This window comes from Actinospongiicola halichondriae (assembly GCF_049103745.1).
In the GTDB taxonomy this organism is placed as follows: domain Bacteria; phylum Actinomycetota; class Acidimicrobiia; order Acidimicrobiales; family Salinilacustritrichaceae; genus Salinilacustrithrix; species Salinilacustrithrix halichondriae.
The window spans coordinates 71,363-86,533 of sequence record NZ_CP171622.1; the positions used below are offsets into that span (position 1 = coordinate 71,363).

Genomic DNA, 15,171 nt, shown 5'->3' on the forward strand with positions numbered 1-15,171 from the left:
CACCCCCACCGACCTGACCCCCACCCCCACCACCGGTTCTGGTGAACGAACGACACCATCAGATGACGCATCCGTTCACCAGAACGAGGGGGAGGGGTGGCGGATCGTGGTGGACCGCGATCTGTGTCAGGGGCACGCCACGTGTCAGGGCGAGGCGCCCGGACTGTTCGAGGTGTCGAAGAAGGGTGACCTGACCATCCTCGACGAACGTCCGCCCGAGGATGCACGCGCCGCCGCCGAAGCCGCCGTGAAGTACTGCCCGACCCACGCCCTCTCCATCGACGAAGGAACAAGCTGATGCCCGCATATCCCCGTGCCGAGCTCGAGCAGATGGTCGAGACCTGGCTCCAGGCGAACCGTGACGCCGAGCGCCTCGGCGACTGGACGACGATGGCCTCCTGCTACACCGAGGACGCGACCTACGGCTGGAACTACGGGCCCAAGGAGCACTTCATGGCCGTGGGCCGAGACGAGATCCGCGACATCGCCCTCGGACAGGAGATGGGCGGCCTCGACGGGTGGCAGTACCCGTACGAAGAGGTCGTCATCGACGACCGCAAGGGGCACGTGATCGGCTTCTGGCGTCAGGTCGCCGACGCCACCCGCGAGGACGGCTCGCACTACGAGGTGGCTGGCATCGGTGGCAGTTGGTTCATCTACGGCGGCAACCAGCAGTGGGCCTGGCAGCGTGACTGGTTCGACTACGGCAACGCGGCGTCGCTGTTCATCGAGATGATCACCGACGGGACCCTCTCCGATGGCATGCAGGCGAGGATGGATCGATCGCTGAAGCCGGGTCAGTTGCCCGGGCACTACCCGATCGGCGATGTGCCCGTGGGGCTGTGGGACCGTCCGTCGTGAGGCTCGGCTTCATCGGTCTGGGCCAGATCGGGGCGCCCATGGCGTCGCGCTGGCTCGACTGGGACGGTGGGCTCACGGTCCACGACGTGGTCGACGCGGCCACGACGTCGTTCGCCGCCAAGGGTGCGTCGGTGGCGGCGTCGCCGGCCGAGCTCGCTCGGACGTGCCAGGTCATCTCGCTCATGGTCCGCGACGACGCGCAGGTGCACGAGGTCGTGTCCGGGATCCTCGAGACGGCCACACCCGGCACCGTCGTGGTCGTGCACTCGACGGTCGAGGCCGACACGCCGGCGGCGATCGCCGAGCGCTGCGAGCCCCACGGCGTGCACGTCCTCGATGCCCCGGTGAGCGGCGGGATGATGGGCGCCCACGACGGCACCCTGGCCCTGATGGTGGGCGGGAGCGACGAAGCGTTGGCCATCGCACGGCCGGCACTCGAACGGCTGGGCACGCTGGTGGCGCACCTCGGCCCCATCGGAGCGGGGACGCGGGCGAAGCTGGCTCGGAACCTGATCACGTTCGCGTCGTTCGCCGCCGTCGGTGAGGCGATGCGGCTCGCCGAGGCCGCTGGCGTGGACCTGGCCGCGCTCGGCGACGTCGTGCGCCATTCCGACCGGGTCACCGGTGGCGCCGGGTCGATCATGCTGCGACCCACGGCCGAGGCGATGGGCGCCGACGACGGACTCCGGCCGATCTTCGAACACACGCGGTCGCTGGGCGAGAAGGACCTGCAGCTGGCGATCGGCCTCGGCACGGCGTTGGGTGTCGACACTTCGATCGCCGCCCTCGCACACGAACAACTGGGCGCTGCACTCGGCGTCCCCCACGGAGCAGGAGCGTCATGAGCACGGACGACGATCGCCGGGAACGCGGCAAGGCCCAGATGAAGGAGGTCTACGGCTGGGACATCGACCAGGTCGAAGGGGCCTTCGTCGAGACGACCGTCGACCATCTCTTCGGTGAGGTCTGGGCCAACGGCACGCTCAGCGTCAAGGAGCGCAGGCTCATGCTCATCGGCATGGCTGTCGCCGGCGGGATGGAGGACGTCGCCGGCCTCCAACTCGATGCCGCGGTGCGGCTCGGCGAGCTCGACGCCGACGACCTGCGGGGCATCGTCGTGTTCGTCGCCCACTACGCGGGCTGGCCTCACGCAGCGAAGCTCAACACCGGGGTCGAGAAGATCATCGCCAGGATGGACCCGGCTGGCGGAGCCGGAGGTTGAGCGTCTGGTCGGGTCGATCGCACGGCGAGCTGGCCGAACTCGTTCGTGAGCTCCTCCTCGCCGGGCACCTGATCGACCGTGCTGGGATGCCGGCCGTCATCGCCCACCTCGGTCGAGACGCCATGCTCGACGTGGCGATCGGCGAGTGGATGGCGGCGAGCCCGATCTACACCAAGCGCATGCAGCGGTTGCTCGGGTACGAGGGCGACACGGTCGAGACGATCCTGAAGGGCATCCAGCTCGACGTCGGCGCGCCGCCGGAGTTCATGGACTTCCGTCTCTCGGTCGACGACGACCACCACGGAGGCTTCCATCTCGACCACTGCGGCGCGCTGATGGACGTCGAGCCGATGGGCGACGAGTACGTGCGCGGGATGTGTCACGACATCGAGGACCCCACCTTCGACGCCACCGCGATCGCAACGAACCCGAGGGCGCGGGTGCGTCCGGTTCATCGCCCGCCGCGGACCCCGGCCGACCGGAGCCCGCACTGCGAGTGGACCGTCGTGATCGACGAGACGAACGATCCGCTGCCGATCCCCCCAGGGTCGATCGCCCTGGCCGAGAGCGAGGCCGCGCTCCTGCCGCTGGCCGAGCCGGACCCCGACCTGCCCGACGACGACGGTTGGAACGACTACACCGGACCGCTCGATCCCGATCTCGTGATGGAGCAGTTCTCGTCGGCCACGCTGGCGGCGATCGCCGACGAGGTCGCGCTCCAGGGCCAACTGCTCGCCCGGGCCTACCTCGTCGAGATGGCCGAGCGCGTCGACGCCGCCGACCTCACGACGATCGGCACCGCCCAAGCGTCGGGCATCGCCGGCCTCACCACCAAGCGACTGGCGGCGGCGATGGGGCAGCCGGCCACGATCGAGGGATTGCGGGAGGTTCTCGCCGTCCACCCGTTGTTCCTCCCACGTGCCTACGTCGACGTGGTGCTCAGCGACGACGAGGGTGGCCTCCGGGTCGACCTGCGGCCGTGTGCATCGCTCGACGAGGACGACGGATTGACCTGGGCGGGGCTGCTCGCGGGTCCCGGTGGCGACGAGATCCTGCACGCCGCAATCGTGTGTCTCGTGCCGACGGCGACCGTGGTCAGATCCGGCGATGGGCTCGCTACGTGGACGATCACCGACGACCCATCGGCCGCCCCCACCCCACAGCCCGACTCGGTGACGCTCACGGAGTTCTCGACCGGCGCCGACTTCGCCTTCGCTCGGCGAGGCTGACGCGATGTCTTCGACGGTCACGTCCCATGCACCGGACACCAGCGACGACACGCCGGCCGAGGCCGCCGTGCGTGCCGAGGTCCGTCCCTGGATGGAGGAACACGCCGGCCGCTTCGGCCCTGGCTCGGGACACCTGCAGCTCGGCGACAGCGACGAGTACATCGCGGCGGCCCGGGCGTGGCAGGCCGAGCTGGACTCCGGCGGTTGGGGTGCGCCGTCGTGGGCGCCTGAGCTCGGCGGCCGTGGCTACGACCCGAGCCAGGTCCGCGTCGTCAAGGAGGAAGAGCTGCGCTTCGCCGTTCCCGCGGGTGCATTCCACGTCGCGTTGAGCATGGTCGGCCCGACGATCATGCAGTTCGGCACGCCGGCCCAGCGGGGTCGGTTCCTCGGGGCCATGCGCCGGGGCGAGCACCTCTGGTGCCAACTCTTCTCCGAGCCCGACGCCGGCTCCGACCTCGCATCGCTGCGGACGAAGGCGGTGCGTGACGGCGACGAGTGGATCGTCGACGGCCAGAAGGTCTGGACCAGCGGAGCTCGCTACGCCGACTGGGGCATCCTCCTCGCACGGACCGACCCCGACTCGAACCGGCACACCGGCATCACCTACTTCCTCGTCGACATGCGCACGCCCGGCATCGAGGTTCGTCCGCTGGTGCAGATCAACCGCGGGGCGCACTTCAACGAGGTCTTCCTGCGCGAGGTGCGCATCCCCGCCGCCAACGTCCTCGGCGAGGTCGGCGAGGGTTGGGCCGTGGCACGAGCGACGCTCGGCGCCGAGCGGATGATGATCGGGTCGATTTCGATGAGCGACAGGCTCCAGCGCATCATCGACCAGGCGCGGTCGTCCGGTCGGCTCGAGTCGCCGGTCACACGGGACCGGTTGGTCGACGCATGGATCCGCTCGACGTTGGTGACGCTCACCGGTGACCGTGTCGCGCATGCCATGCGCCACGGCGGCGAGATCGGCCCGGAGGCCAGCGTGCTCAAGCTGGCGCTGTCGAATCTGATGGAGCAGTTGGGTTCGCTGGCGATCGAGGTCCTCGGCGCCGACGGGATGCTCGAGGGCGTCGGTCCGGAGGGGTACGGCGACCTCCAGGACCAGTTCCTCGGGCAGTGGTCGTCACGCATCGGGGGAGGCACCGAGCAGATCCAGCGCAACCTCATCGGCGAACGGGCCCTCGGCCTCTCACGCGACCCCGGTCGCTGACGGTTTGGCGAAGGCCTTGGATTCGAGGTGTTCCTCGAATCCGGCCACGCCCATCTCGCGCCCGATGCCCGACTGCTTGTAGCCGCCGAAGGGGACGTCGGGGCCGTACCAGACGCCACCGTTGATCGACATCGTCCCGGTCCGGATGCGACGGGCGACGGCGATGGCGTGCTCGTCGGTGCCGGCGTAGACCGCCCCCGACAGCCCGTAGACCGAGTCGTTCGCGATCGCCACCGCGTCGTCGTCGCCGTCGTGGGCGATCGCCACGAGCACCGGACCGAAGACCTCCTCCTGGGCGACGGCCATGTCGTTGGTGACGTCGGCCAACAGCGTGAGCGCGTAGTAGTTGCCGGTCTCGAGACTGTCGGGACGTCCGCCGCCGCACACCACGCGGGCGCCAGCAGCCACCGCGTCCCGCACGTAGCCGTCGACCCGGTCCCACTGGACAGGGCTGATGAGCGGGCCCATCATCGAGCCGCTGTCGTCCGGATCGCCCACCGGAACAGCGGCCATCATGTCGGCGATGGCGGCGACGCCTTCGTCGTATCGGGCCCGGGGGAGCAGCACCCTGGTCGTGAGCGCGCAGCCCTGACCGGCGACGACGCCCGTTCCGAACGCCGCGGCGGCAGCCATCGCCCCCATGTCGTCGACGTCGTCGAGCACGATCGCCGCAGACTTGCCGCCGAGTTCGAGGAAGACCTTGGTGACGTTGGCCGACGCTGCTTCCATCACCCGACGACCGGTGGCGGTCGACCCGGTGAACGAGATCATGTCGACCCGGGCGTCGGTGGTGAGATGCTCGCCGATCGCCTTGTCGGACGACGTGATCACGTTGAAGACCCCCGCCGGGATGTCGGTGTGGTCGGCGACGAGACGCCCGAGCGCCAGACCGGTCCACGGCGTCTCCGGCGCAGGTTTGAGCACCACTGTGCACCCGGCGGCGAGGGCGGGGATCACCTTGGCGAGGTTGATCTGGTTGGGGACGTTCCATGGAGTGATGGCGGCGACGACACCGATCGCCTCCTTCTCGACCCAACGTTCCGCAGGGCCACCGAGGGTGTCGGCGCTGCCGAGTGACTCCGACCACTCGTAGGCCTCGGCCAGGTCGGCGTAGTAGGGCACGAACGCCAGCGGCGTCTGCACCTGCACCGAACCGCAGGCCGAGCGCGTCGCTCCGACCTCGGCGACGGTGATGTCGGTGAGGTGCTCGGTGTGGTCGACCAGCGCCTCGTGGAGTTGCCGCAGACAGCGCACCCGCAACGCCACGTCGGTCGACCAGGTGGTCTCGTCGAATGCCCGTCGCGCCGCGGTGATCGCCGCGTCGACGTCGGCGGGCGACGCATCGGAAGCGACGCCGATGACCGAGCCGTCGGCCGGTGAGACGTTGTCGTAGGTCGCGCCACCCTCGGCGTCGCGCAGGACGCCGTCGATCAGCAGCCGGTGTTCGTGCCAGATGGTCATGTCAGAGCCTCGTGATCTGGCCGCCGTCGACGGCGATGATCTGACCGGTCATCCACCGGGCTTCGTCCGACAGCAGGAACAGGACCGGGCCCACGTGGTCGTCGGGCGTGCCGAGGCGCTTCAGGGCCAGCGAACTCACGAGCGGGTCCTGGAACTCCTTGGGCACCTGCTTGTTCATGGCCGCGGTGTCGGTGGGTCCTGGGGCGATGGCGTTCACGCGGATGTTGCGGAACCCGAGCTCCTGGGCCAGTGACGAGGTGAGGAAGTTGAGCCCCGACTTGGCGAGTCCGTAGAAGCCGCTGATGGCCATCCACGCGGCGGTCGAGGTCTGGTTCACGATGGAACCGCCGCCGCCCTTGCCCATGGGGCGCATCACCGAACGGGTGCAGTGCAGCGCGCCCATGAGGTTCACCCGCATGAAGCGGTCGAGGTAGTCGTAGTCGACCGTCGTGAGGCCTGCGAGCTCCATGTCGCCGAAGATGGCGGCGTTGTTCACGAGGTGGTCGATGCCGCCGAAGGTCTCGACCGTGGCCGCGGCCATGGCGTCGGTGCTCTCCGGATCGCCGACGTCGGTCTTCACGAACACCGCACGGTCGCCGAGCGACTCGGCCACCGCGGCGCCCGCTTCCTCGTTCAGTTCGGCGACGACGACGTTGGCGCCCTCGGCGTGCAGCGCGCGGACGTAGGCCTCGCCGATGCCGCCTCCTGCTCCGGTGACGATGGCGGTGCGGTTCTCGAATCTCACGGTGTCTCCGTCTCTTGCCCGGTACGGGCCTCGGTTCCGATGGGGTCGAGCGAGGCGAACGCGCGCTCGAGGTGGGTGATCTGCCGGGTGGCGGGCCAGGCGTCGGGGTCGGCGATGGCACGCACGGCCACGCCGTCGAGGGCCACGAGGAGATGATCCGCGGCTTCGTCGGCGTCGACGGCGACCAGCCCCGCGAGCCGGGCCGGCAGGTAGCCCGCCCAGTACTCGGCGACCTGGCGGTCGAAGCGGAGCAGTTCGGGGTCGAAGAGTCCTGCGGCCCGGACGCTCATCGAGAACCGCCAGTTCTCGATCGACTCGTCGTCGGTGGGGAGCACCGCGGTCAGGACGTCGACGGGGTGGGCGTCGGGTCCTCCGCGGCCGACGAGCCGGGTGACCATCACCGACGCGGCGTGATCGAGCGCGGCGGTGATCAGCTCGGCACGGTCGAGGAAGTGATGGCTGACGAGACCGGTCGTGGCGCCGAACCGGCGGGCGAGCGCACGCAGCGACAGCGCCTCGACGCCGTGCTCGGCGATGAGGACATAGGCGGCGGCTGCGAGTTCGGCGCGGCGATCCGTGCGTGCCGCCGGGTCTCCGGGGTCTGGGTCGCTGGAGTCCGCGTCGATGGCCCGACCCTAGACCACACAACAGCTGTCATGTCATGCCGATCGCCGGACCTGAAGGTCCGAGTAGACAGGCGGCGTGCCCGCCACCGACGACGTCCTCGATCCGCAGGTCGCCGCCCGCTTCGCCCACCTCCGCGGGGTCTCGGTCGAGCAGTACTTCACCGTCGGCGTGGAGGAACCTCCGGTGCCGGAGATCGCCCCGCTTCCCGGCGTGGTGTGGACCGACATCACGGTCGACGGCGACGTCCCGGTGCCGATCCGGCGCTACGTGCGCCGAGACGCGTCCGACGACGCCAAGCCCTGCCTCGTGTGGTGCCACGGTGGCGGATGGGGCCTCGGCCACCTCGACATGGTCGAGGCACACGTCGTGGCACAGCGAGTCGCCGACGCGCTCGACGCCGTCGTCTACTCGGTCGACTACGGCCTCGCTCCAGCCCACCCGTACCCGGTGCCGCAGGACCAGATCGTCGACGCCTTCGCGCATGCGCTCGGCGACCCCGACGTCGACCCGACCCGTGTCGCCCTCGGTGGAGCATCGGCCGGAGGCCATCTCGCGGCGTGCGCTGCCCACCGCCTCACGGTCGCCGAGGCTCCGATGGCGGCGTTGTTCCTCGCCTACCCGGCCACCGATCCGGTCGACGGGCCGTTCCCGGACGACAAGCCCGACGCGTGTCCGGAACTGCTGTGGTTCGACGGCGGAAAGATCGCCTCGCTGTTCGCCAAGCACGCCGGCGCCGTGCCGCCGACCGGGGCGATCCCGACGCGTCTCGACCCGGCAGGACTTCCGCCCACGCTGGTGACCAGCGTCCCCCTCGACGGACTGGGCCCGCAGGCCGAGGCCTATGTCGCGCACCTGGAGGCCGCAGGCGTCGAGGTCGAGCATCACGAGGTCCGCCACGTGCTCCACGGCTATCTCGACCTCTGCGGGTCGGTCGCCGTCGCTGACGGGGCCCTCGAACGTCATCTGAGGTGGCTCGCCGCAGCGTTGGGTTGATCTACCCCTGTTCGACGATCGAGGGGTGTACTAGGCATTGGGCCCAGTGTTGTTCCATCCGTTCGACTCGCCGCCCCCGGGCGACGACGACGTGCGTCGCCGATTGCTGGGGGGCAAGGGTGCCGGCCTCGCTGCCATGACGGCTGCGGGGCTCCCGGTCCCACCTGGCTTCACCCTCACCACCGACGCGTGCCGTCTGCACCTCGAGTCCGGCTGGGACCAGACCCTCGACGCGGCCGTCCGTGAAGGTGTGGCCGGGTTGGAGGAGCAGATCGGTCGTCGGCTCGGTGACCCGGCGACGCCGTTGCTCGTCAGCGTGCGTTCCGGCGCCGAGGTGTCGATGCCGGGGATGATGGACACCGTCCTCGACGTCGGCATGAATGCGGGGGTGGCAGCGGCACTCGCCGCGGCGACCGGTGACTCCCGGTTCGCGTCCGACACCCGTTGTCGGTCGCTGCGTTCCTTCGCGCAGATCGTCCTCGGCGCCCCGGCCGAGGTGCTGGCCGACCTCCACGACGAGGTCGACCCCGACGTCGTCGCCCGTTCGCTGGCCGCCGCCGGGTTCACGGTGCCCGACGACCCGATCGAGCAGGTCGTGGCATCGGTCCGGTCGGTGTTCGACAGTTGGCGATCGCCACGCGCGCAGCGCTACCGGGAGATCGAGGGGATCGACGAGTCGCTCGGCACGGCCGCCACCGTCCAGGCAATGGTGTTCGGCAACCTCGATGCTCGTTCGGGGACCGGCGTCGCCTTCACCCGCGATCCCGCCACCGGTGCTGCCGGACTCGTCGGCGACTTCCTCCCCGGCGCCCAGGGCGAGGACGTCGTCGCCGGCGACCACGTCACGCTCCCGCTCGCCGAGATGGCGACGTCGTGGCCGGAGCAGCACGCAGAACTCGAACGGATCGCACACCAGCTCGAGCGGTCGATGGCCGACATGGCCGACATCGAGTTCACCGTCGAGCGAGGGGTCGTCTGGATCCTGCAGGTGCGGCGAGGGAAGCGGAGCCCGATCGCGACGTTCCGCTGTGCGATCGACATGGCCGACGACCCGAGGTTCCCGGTCGACCGAGCCGAGGCCGTCGCTCGGTGTCGTGGTCACCTCGTCGACCCACCGACGATCGACGCTGCAGAGAGCGCCCCTGACGAGTCGACCGTCATCGCCTCCGGCATGCCGGCGTCGCCCGGGGTGGCGACCGGCGTGCTGTGCATCGACCCGGACCGAGCGGTGGAGCTGCAGGCCGAGGGCCACGCGGTGATCCTCGTCCGACGGGAGACCTCACCCGCCGACGTCCACGGCATGGCGGCGTCGGCCGGCCTGTTCACGCTGCTCGGCGGATTGGTGAGCCACGCGGCCGTCGTCGCCCGTGACTGGGGGCTGCCGGCGGTCGTCGGCGCATCCGACGCGAACCTCACCGATGCCGGCCTCGAGGGGCCCGGCGGCTTCGCTCCGGTCGGGGCAACCGTCACCGTCGACGGGTCGGTCGGGTCGATCGCGCTCGGTGCAGTGACGGCGGATCGCCGTGAAGCGCCGGAGGTCGCGACCATCCGGGAGTGGGCACGAGCACTCGCCGAGGAAACGGCCGACGGGGCAACGAGCGGCGATGGCGCCGGGACGGCGGACGTCGTCGCGTTCGAGATCCTCCACGCTCTGCGCATCCGGGGCATGGCCGGCACGGACGCGGTGGTCTCGATGACCGGACTCGAACCGGACGACGGTGGAGGATGGTCTCGCCGCGATGGTACGAGCAGGCTCCGCTGCCTTCCTCGAGAAGCGCAGCCTGTGGCGACTCACGGACGCCGGCCGCGACGAACACGCAGCGCGCCTCGCCGAGACGGTCGTCGGGGTCGACGTCGCAGCCCTTCCGTACGAGCGGTTCCTCTCCTCGAACGCCACGTTCAAGGAGTTGTGCACCGACTGGCAGGTCCGAGACGGCGAGCCGAACGACCACACCGACGCTGCCTACGACGACGCGGTCATCGCTCGGCTGGAGTCGCTCGACGCCGAAGCGCAGAGCGTGCTCCGCGAGATCTCGGCCGTGCTCCCGTGGACCGAGCACTACGGGCAGCGGCTGCGTGCGGCGCTGGGGCGCCTTCGTGCCGGCGACACGAAGGCGTTCACCGGGGTGCTGTCCGACAGCTACCACGACATCTGGATGGAACTGCACGAGGACCTGATCATCACGCAGGGCATCGACCGGGCGGCCGAGGGCTCGACCTGACCCACCTGCGGAGCCCGTGCCGGCTCAGCGCAGCGCGTCGACCATCGAGGCGTGGGCCTCGACGAAGGGCATGGTGGTGGCCGGGTCGTCCCAACCGGTGCGGTTGGCGCCGACGACCACGCGCTCGACGCCGAGGTCCCGGTAGCCGCGCAGCGTGGCGAGGTCCGGGTCGCCGAAGGTGAACAGCGTGATCGGCACGTTCCGCCCGGCTTCGGCGGTCCGGTCCCGGAACTGTGCGATCCGCTTGGCGACGTCGCCGAGGGCGACGTCCATGGGCGCCCATCCGTCGCCCCACTCCGCAGCCTGCGCCGTGCCGATGCGACCGCCGGCGCCGCAGTACACGGGGGGATGCGGGCGCTGCACGGGCTTGGGGAACGCGAGCGCGCCGTCGAAGTCGAACCACCGTCCGTGGAACGTCGCTTCGTCGTCGGTCCACAGCGAGCGGAGCGCAGCCACGGCCTCGGCCAGCGCTCGATAGCGCGAGCGCCAGGCGATGTCCGGGCGGTGGTCGGCGAGCTCCTCCTCGTTCCACCCGACGCCGACGCCGAAGACGACGCGCCCGCCGGAGAGGTGGTCGAGCGTGGTGACGGCCTTGGCGAGGGCGAACAGATCGTGTTCGAGCGGGAGCGCGACACCGGTGGCGAGAAGCAGCGTCTCGGTGGTCTGCGCCGCCGCCACGAGGCTGAGGAGCGGATCCATCATCCGTGTGTACTGCTCGGGCATGTCGCCGCCGGCGGGGTACGGCGTGCGGCGTACGGCCGGGATGTGTGAGTGCTCGCCGATCCAGAGCGAGTCGTAGCCGTGGGCTTCGAGCGCGGCGGCGAGCTCACCGGGGGGTGGATCGTCCGGCGTGTTCATGGTCGTGAAGCCGAGTTGCATCGACCCGAAGCGTCGCACATCGTCACGCGGTTCGTGACGATCTGCGTGAGGCGTCATGATGGCGGTCACCTCCACGAAAGCGAGCAGACATGGCCCTCGAAGAGACGACCCTCAACGACCCGCACGACGTCGAGATCTTCTACCGACGATGGATGCCGGACGCCGAACCGCGCGGCATCGTGTTGGTCCTCCACGGCATGTCGGAGCACTCCGGCCGCTACGCCCGGCTGGCCGAGGCGCTCCTCGAGGACGACCTGGCTGTCTACGCGTTGGACCATCGTGGGTTCGGGCGGACCTCGGCGGTCACGGGCATGGGCAAGACCGGGCCCGGCGGCTTCGACGGCGTGCTCGACTCGATCCGTTCGCTCCAGGAGCAGGCCCGCTCCGATCTGGGCGACCTGCCACTGGTGATCTTCGGACACTCGATGGGCTCGATGTTCGCCCAGTCGTACGTCCAGCGGTATCAGGACCACGACGGCCTCATCCTCTCCGGAACCACCGGACCCAACGAGGAACTCGCCGCGATGGTCGACGGCATGAACGCGCTGGTGGAGGCCGGCGCCGGCGATGAACCCCTCGATGCGCTCGGTGCGTTCAACGAACCGTTCGCCCCCGCTCGCACCGACTACGACTGGCTCAGCCGCGACGAGGCCGAGGTCGACGCCTACATCGCCGACCCCATGTGCGGCGACGGCAACCCGGTGACCGCAGCGTTCGTGGCGGGCCTGTTGGCACAGTCGCACGAGGCCGTGCAGCCCGAGGCCGTGGCGAAGATGAACACCGACGTGCCGGTCCTGCTGCTCACCGGTGAGGCCGACCCGGTCTCCAGCGGTGCCACGACGGTGCGCGCGCTCGAGCAGATGTACACCGACGCCGGGCTGACCGTCACGTCGCACTACTACCCCGAGGCGCGGCACGAGATCCTCAACGAGACCAACCGTGACGAGGTCACCGCCGACCTGCGTCGTTGGGTCGCCGAGGTCGTCGGGTCGGCCGAATGAGCGACCTCTACGACGACTTCCCCGGCCTGACCGTCGACCGCCCGTCGGACGGAGTCCTGCGGGTCACGCTCGACGCACCCGGACTCAACGCGGTCAGCCCCGCGGTCCATCGTGAACTCGCCGACATCTGGCTGGCCGTCGACCGTGACCCCGACACCCGCGTCGCGCTCCTACGCGGCGCCGGCAAGGGCTTCTCGGCCGGGGGGTCGTTCGACCTCCTCGACGAGATGATGGACGACTACGCCTCCCGCCTCCGGGTGATGCGCGAGGCGCGCGATCTCGTGTTCAACGTCATCAACTGCTCGAAGCCGATCGTGTCGGCGATCCACGGTCCCGCCGTGGGTGCCGGCCTCGTCGCGGGGATCCTCGCCGACGTGTCGATCGTCGGCAAGACCGCGCGCATCATCGACGGCCACACCCGACTCGGCGTCACCGCCGGCGACCATGCCGCGATCTGCTGGCCGTTGCTGTGCGGCATGGCCAAGGCCAAGTACCTGCTCCTCACCTGCGACACGCTCACTGGCGAGGAGGCCGAGCGGATCGGCCTGGTCTCGATCTGTGTCGAGGACGACGAGGTCCAGGACCGGGCGCTCGCCATGGCCGTGCAGTTGGCCAACGGGGCGCAGCAGGCCATCCGGTGGACGAAGCACACGCTCAACCACTGGTACCGCCAGCAGGCCGCGATCCTCGATGCCAGCCTGGCCTACGAGTTCCTCGGTTTCGGCGGACCGGACCCCGTCGAGGGTCGTGCGTCGCTCATGGAGAAGCGCGAACCCGACTTCACCGGCCCGACCAGCGAGTAGGGGTTACCGGCAGGAACCTCGAGGTCGCCCGCCGAATCGAGGAGGATGCGCACGCGCCTCTTCCTCCTGTTCCTCGCGGTGACCGCGCTCCTCGGTTCGCTCGCGTTGCCGATCGCCCGCGCCGAGGACTCGCCCACGGTCGCCCCGGTTCCCGAGCCCACGGTGACCGGCCCGGTCGCCGACGAGGTCGGGCTGAAGGGCGAGCCGTGGTTCGACCCGCCCTTCGTCCTCGAGGAGGCGCAGCCGTTCCCCTACGTGTCCGAGGAGTTCTTCGTCGAGGGCGTCGCCCGCGACCTGGTGGGCAGCGCCGCAGATGCGCCGTACAAGACGCGGATCCTGGTGGTTCGTCCGCAGAACGCAACCGACTTCTCGGGGACCGTCGTCGTCGAGTGGGACAACGTCACCGCGCAGGCCGCGCTCAACCCGCTCTTCATGTGGGATCACCCGTACCTGCTCCGTGAGGGCCACGCGTTCGTGTCGGTCTCTGCGCAGGCTGCCGGTGTCTGTTGCACGCCGGTGTCCCACGCCGGCTGGGATCCGCCCCGCTACGGCGACCTGAGCCACCCCGGCGACGTCTACAGCTACGACATCTACGCCCAGGCGATCGAGTCGCTTCGACGCAACACGGTCTCGACCGATGGCGTTGCCGGAGGTGTCCCGATCGTCGGGGGGCTCACCGCGGTCCTCGGCAACCCGCTGCAGACACCGATCCCCGGTGGGTATCCCGTGATGGGCGACCTGGCGGTCACCAACGTCCTCGCGACCGGCACCTCGCAGTCCGCGGGCCGGCTCCACACCTACCTCGACCAGATCCAGGGCATCCACGCCGACAACATCGACGGCGTGCTGCTCGACGCGGGTGGGTCTCGGACCTTCACCCGTCCGCCGGTCATCCCCACGATCCACTTCCTGAGCGAGGACGGACTGAACGCCACGGAGCCGAACGTCGGCGGCGCCTCGCTCATGGGCACGGACAACAACTACCGACTGTGGGAGGTGCCTGGCGCATCCCACGCCGACGCCGAGTTCAGCCGCTACATCGAGGACGGGCTCTACGGCACGCACATCCTGGAGACCCCGCCGCTTCCCTGGAAGCAGTGGGACGACCGCCGGTTCTCCTTCCGCTACGGCGACGACGGGCTCAGCCTGCGGGCGGGCTGTCAGCCCCTCGGCTACGGCGACAACACCTATCCCCGTCGCTACGCCGCCCGTGCGGCCATGGACCAACTCGTCCGCTGGACCACGAGCGACGACACGGTCGCCCCGCCGTCGAAGCCCGGCAAGGGGAAGGGTCGGGACAAGAAGCAGCCCCCGGCACCGGTCGAGTTCGAGGCCGTCCAGCCGCCGAGGGTCGAGTTCGACGCCACGGGAACCGAGGTCCGCGACGCCAACCGGCAGGTGGTCGGTGGCGTGCGCCTGCCACAGATCGACGTGCCCATCGCCGACTACCTGGCCACCACGTGCGGCCTCTTCGGTCACACCATCGGGTACGACCCGATCACGTTGTCGACGCTCTACCCGACCACCGACGTGTACGTCGCACAGATGCAGGCGGCCGTCGACCGGGCGCTCGAGGCCGGCTTCATGCTGGAGCCCGAAGCGGATGAGCTCCGTTTCCAGTTGGAGAGTGCCGTCGTCCCGTCGTATCGCGCGCCGAAGCTCCCTGGCGCCACCCAGGAGGGTGCGGCCCACCTGCTCGCCACCCTCGTCGGGGGCTGACGGGTTCGAGGCTCCCCAAAACGAAATCTGCCGGTCAGCGGGCGTGTTGCGAACACCCGATCTGACCAGCAGTTTCGATGGCGGAGGGAGTGGGATTTGAACCCACGGAGACCCGAAAGCCTCAACGGTTTTCGAGACCGTCCCATTCGTCCGCTCTGGCATCCCTCCAGGGGCGCATGACACTAGCGAAGCGGACTCCGAC

General features: G+C 69.9%; 15 protein-coding genes, 1 tRNA gene and 2 pseudogenes. 12 read left to right on the forward strand and 6 right to left on the reverse strand.

Translation table 11 applies throughout. The features are described from left to right. Nucleotides 1-13 precede the first annotated feature (13 nt). From AB8619_RS00370 to AB8619_RS00395, 6 genes are read left to right on the forward strand one after another with little or no spacing between them, the layout of a single operon-like run. Nucleotides 14-298, forward strand: a complete 285-nt coding sequence (locus tag AB8619_RS00370; protein ID WP_436796419.1) for a ferredoxin — start codon at nt 14-16, stop codon at nt 296-298. After that, nucleotides 298-861 (forward strand): nuclear transport factor 2 family protein, encoded by a 564-nt coding sequence (locus AB8619_RS00375; protein WP_436794497.1) that lies wholly within the window; start codon nt 298-300, stop codon nt 859-861. The genes AB8619_RS00370 and AB8619_RS00375 overlap by 1 nt, the downstream gene beginning before the upstream one ends. Next, the gene (locus AB8619_RS00380) at nt 858-1,706 is read left to right on the forward strand and encodes an NAD(P)-dependent oxidoreductase (RefSeq protein ID WP_436794498.1); all 849 of its coding nucleotides are present in this window, start codon (nt 858-860) and stop codon (nt 1,704-1,706) included. Before AB8619_RS00375 ends, AB8619_RS00380 begins: the two co-directional genes overlap by 4 nt. Next, nucleotides 1,703-2,083, forward strand: a complete 381-nt coding sequence (locus AB8619_RS00385) for a carboxymuconolactone decarboxylase family protein (RefSeq protein ID WP_436794499.1) — start codon at nt 1,703-1,705, stop codon at nt 2,081-2,083. The genes AB8619_RS00380 and AB8619_RS00385 overlap by 4 nt, the downstream gene beginning before the upstream one ends. Next, nucleotides 2,080-3,312 (forward strand): hypothetical protein, encoded by a 1,233-nt coding sequence (locus AB8619_RS00390; protein WP_436794500.1) that lies wholly within the window; start codon nt 2,080-2,082, stop codon nt 3,310-3,312. The genes AB8619_RS00385 and AB8619_RS00390 overlap by 4 nt, the downstream gene beginning before the upstream one ends. Nucleotides 3,313-3,316: 4 nt before the next feature. Continuing rightward, nucleotides 3,317-4,519 carry an acyl-CoA dehydrogenase family protein gene (locus tag AB8619_RS00395; RefSeq protein WP_436794501.1) on the forward strand — a complete coding sequence of 401 codons (1,203 nt, stop codon included), beginning with the start codon at nt 3,317-3,319 and terminating at the stop codon, nt 4,517-4,519. Here AB8619_RS00395 and AB8619_RS00400 read toward each other — a convergent pair. From AB8619_RS00400 to AB8619_RS00415, 4 genes and pseudogenes are all read right to left on the reverse strand, one after another. Beyond that, nucleotides 4,499-5,980: an aldehyde dehydrogenase family protein gene (locus tag AB8619_RS00400; protein ID WP_436794502.1), complete on the reverse strand. Its 1,482-nt coding sequence runs from the start codon at nt 5,978-5,980 to the stop codon at nt 4,499-4,501. The two genes, AB8619_RS00395 and AB8619_RS00400, sit on opposite strands and share 21 nt — an antisense overlap. Nucleotide 5,981: 1 nt before the next feature. Next, a complete protein-coding gene (locus tag AB8619_RS00405; protein ID WP_436794503.1) occupies nt 5,982-6,725 on the reverse strand; it encodes an SDR family oxidoreductase in 744 nt (247 codons plus the stop codon). After that, nucleotides 6,722-7,123: a TetR family transcriptional regulator C-terminal domain-containing protein gene (locus AB8619_RS00410; RefSeq protein WP_436796420.1), complete on the reverse strand. Its 402-nt coding sequence runs from the start codon at nt 7,121-7,123 to the stop codon at nt 6,722-6,724. Before AB8619_RS00410 ends, AB8619_RS00405 begins: the two co-directional genes overlap by 4 nt. Nucleotides 7,124-7,159: 36 nt before the next feature. Next, nucleotides 7,160-7,351, reverse strand: a pseudogene (locus AB8619_RS00415) (TetR family transcriptional regulator); the annotation flags it as partial. A 76-nt stretch (nt 7,352-7,427) separates the two neighbouring features. Between AB8619_RS00415 and AB8619_RS00420 the strand changes: the two are divergent. From AB8619_RS00420 to AB8619_RS00430, 3 genes and pseudogenes are all read left to right on the forward strand, one after another. Beyond that, complete coding sequence (locus tag AB8619_RS00420) at nt 7,428-8,345, forward strand: alpha/beta hydrolase (RefSeq protein WP_436794504.1); 918 nt, start codon at nt 7,428-7,430, stop codon at nt 8,343-8,345. 136 nt (nt 8,346-8,481) lie between these two features. Further along, nucleotides 8,482-9,882 (forward strand): annotated as a pseudogene (locus tag AB8619_RS00425) (PEP/pyruvate-binding domain-containing protein); the annotation flags it as partial. Between the two features lie 202 nt (nt 9,883-10,084). Then, nucleotides 10,085-10,567 carry a MarR family transcriptional regulator gene (locus AB8619_RS00430; RefSeq protein ID WP_436796423.1) on the forward strand — a complete coding sequence of 161 codons (483 nt, stop codon included), beginning with the start codon at nt 10,085-10,087 and terminating at the stop codon, nt 10,565-10,567. A gap of 24 nt (nt 10,568-10,591) precedes the next feature. Here AB8619_RS00430 and AB8619_RS00435 read toward each other — a convergent pair whose 3' ends face one another. After that, nucleotides 10,592-11,446: a TIGR03619 family F420-dependent LLM class oxidoreductase gene (locus tag AB8619_RS00435; RefSeq protein WP_436796421.1), complete on the reverse strand. Its 855-nt coding sequence runs from the start codon at nt 11,444-11,446 to the stop codon at nt 10,592-10,594. A gap of 89 nt (nt 11,447-11,535) precedes the next feature. On the opposite strand from AB8619_RS00435, the gene AB8619_RS00440 reads away from it, so the two are divergent. The 3 genes from AB8619_RS00440 to AB8619_RS00450 are packed head-to-tail and all read left to right on the forward strand — an operon-like array spanning nt 11,536 to nt 14,969. Further along, nucleotides 11,536-12,447 carry an alpha/beta fold hydrolase gene (locus AB8619_RS00440; protein WP_436794505.1) on the forward strand — a complete coding sequence of 304 codons (912 nt, stop codon included), beginning with the start codon at nt 11,536-11,538 and terminating at the stop codon, nt 12,445-12,447. Beyond that, complete coding sequence (locus AB8619_RS00445) at nt 12,444-13,250, forward strand: enoyl-CoA hydratase/isomerase family protein (RefSeq protein ID WP_436794506.1); 807 nt, start codon at nt 12,444-12,446, stop codon at nt 13,248-13,250. Before AB8619_RS00440 ends, AB8619_RS00445 begins: the two co-directional genes overlap by 4 nt. Nucleotides 13,251-13,295: 45 nt before the next feature. Beyond that, on the forward strand, nt 13,296-14,969 hold the full coding sequence (locus AB8619_RS00450) for an alpha/beta hydrolase domain-containing protein (protein ID WP_436794507.1): 1,674 nt from the start codon (nt 13,296-13,298) through the stop codon (nt 14,967-14,969). A 78-nt stretch (nt 14,970-15,047) separates the two neighbouring features. Here AB8619_RS00450 and AB8619_RS00455 read toward each other — a convergent pair. Continuing rightward, nucleotides 15,048-15,137, reverse strand: a tRNA-Ser gene (locus AB8619_RS00455). Between the last annotated feature and the right edge of the window lie 34 nt (nt 15,138-15,171).